Source organism: Phenylobacterium sp. (assembly GCF_031425575.1).
Taxonomy (GTDB): Bacteria; Pseudomonadota; Alphaproteobacteria; order Caulobacterales; family Caulobacteraceae; genus Phenylobacterium.
On sequence record NZ_JANPJP010000342.1, the window covers coordinates 1 to 1937 of the forward strand.

Consider the following 1937-nt stretch of genomic DNA (forward strand, 5'->3'; position numbering starts at 1 on the left):
CCTTCAGCGGCAAGATCGTCGCCGTCCGACCTACGTCCACCGACGGTCTCTACGACGTCGTCTTCCGCTCAACCAAGATCGCCACCATCGACCTGCATGGGCAAAGCGACCAATCTCACAGTGCCACGGATGTCTCCGAACGCCTGTCACGGATGTCCCCGGTCCAAACAAAACAGGGGGGGGGAAATGCAGCGCTACCCCGCGTCCTCGACCTTCAGGCTTTCGCGCAGGGCGCGTTTGAGGAACTTGCCCGAGGCGTTCCTCGGGATGGCGTCGTCGAGGAACCAGACGTAGCGGGGGGCCTTGTGCTTGGCCATGACGGTCATGCAGTGGGCGCGCAGGCCGTCGGCGGTGAGGCTGTGGCCGGGGCGCAGCAGGACGGCGGCGCCGACCTCTTCGCCCAGGCGCTCGTCGGGCACGCCGAAGACGCAGGCCTCGGCGATCGCCGGGTGACGGTAGGCGGCGGCCTCGACCTCGGCGCAGTAGACGTTCTCGCCCCCGCGCAGGACCATGTCCTTCTTGCGGTCGACGATGAAGATGAAGCCGTCCTCGTCGATGCGGGCGACGTCGCCGGTGTGCAGCCAGCCGTTGGTGATGCTCTCGGCCGTCGCGTCGGGACGGTTGAGGTAGCCCTTGATCACCGGCGCACCCTTGACCCAGAGCTCGCCCACCGCGCCCGGCGGCAGTGTGGCGCCGTCATCGTCCACGCATCGCGCCTCGAAGGTGGGCATGGCCGGGCCGCAGCTCTCGGGCTTGTCGACGAAGAAGTCGGCGGCGATGGCGGTGATGATACCGCAGGTCTCGGTCATACCGTAGCCGGTGTTGGGCCGGGCTGTGGCGACGGCGGAGTCGATCTTGGCCACCAGGTCGGGCTGCAGCTGGGCGCCGCCGCCACCGAGCGACAGCAGGCTGGAGGTGTCGGTCTTGGCGAAGTCGGGGTGGGTGATCACCTCGCGGGCCATGGTGGGCACGCCGCTGAGGGCGGTGACCTTCTCCCGCTCGATCAGCTTCAGGGCCTCGCCCGCATCCCACTTGTACATCAGCACCATGGTCCCGCCCGCCGCGGTGATCAGGTAGGCGGCGCAGTTGTTGGCGGTGACGTGGAACAGCGGGGTGACGATCAGGCCGACGGGGGTTCCCGGCGGCGGCGCGGCGGCCGGGTCGATGCCGTTGGCGCGCATCGTCGCCAGGCCCTGGACCTGGCCGGAGAAGCCCATGTTCATCAGGTTGGCGACGCAGCCGCGATGGGTGAGCTGGGCCCCCTTGGGGAAGCCCGTGGTGCCCGAGGTGTAGAAGATGCAGGCGTCGGCGTCGGGATCGACCTGGACCTCCGGCATGTCGCCGCCCCCGCTCAACACCTCGGAGAACGGCAGGACGCCCTCCGGCGGATCAGCCATGCGGGTGACGACGAGGCGGGTGTCGGCGGCCATGGCCGGGCGCTCAAGAATGCGGGCCAGGCGCTCTTCATCACAGAAGACCACCTTCGGTGCGCTGTCCTTGAGGGCGTATTCCAGCTCGTCGGTCACCCACCAGGCGTTCATGCCCACGGCCGCGACGCCGAGGCAGACGCAGGCCCAGTAGAGCAGCATCCATTCGGGATAGTTGCGCATGGCGATGGCCACCCGGTCGCCGGGGCGCACGCCCTGGCCCCACAGCCAGGCGGCGATGGCGTTCACCCGTTGGTGGGCCTGCGCATAGGTGACGCGCTCGTCCTCGTAGACCATGTAGACGCGGTCGGCGTAGGCGGCGGTGGACAGCCAGACGGCGCGGATATTGGGCGGGGCGTGCTTGTAGCTGCGGATGGTGTTCCCGCGGACCTCGATCGCCTCGACCTCGAAGGGCTGTCCAGGGGCCGTTAGCTCGGCCCAGGCCTGCTTGAGTTCCGCGTAGTGCATTGTTTCGTCCCGGCGTTTTTTGATTTTTGCGTGTGGCTCCAT

Annotated in this window: 1 protein-coding gene; it reads right to left on the reverse strand. The window is 68.2% G+C overall.

From position 1 onward, the window contains the following. Positions 1–194 precede the first annotated feature (194 nt). Positions 195–1895 carry a class I adenylate-forming enzyme family protein gene (locus tag RMO97_RS18775; RefSeq protein WP_310542536.1) on the reverse strand — a complete coding sequence of 567 codons (1701 nt, stop codon included), beginning with the start codon at positions 1893–1895 and terminating at the stop codon, positions 195–197. Positions 1896–1937: the final 42 nt, after the last annotated feature.

Excerpts from the sequence above, each read along its gene's own strand:
- RMO97_RS18775 (WP_310542536.1), bottom strand. The coding sequence starts at position 1,895 with ATGCACTACGCGGAACTCAAGCAGGCCTGGGCCGAGCTAACGGCCCCT.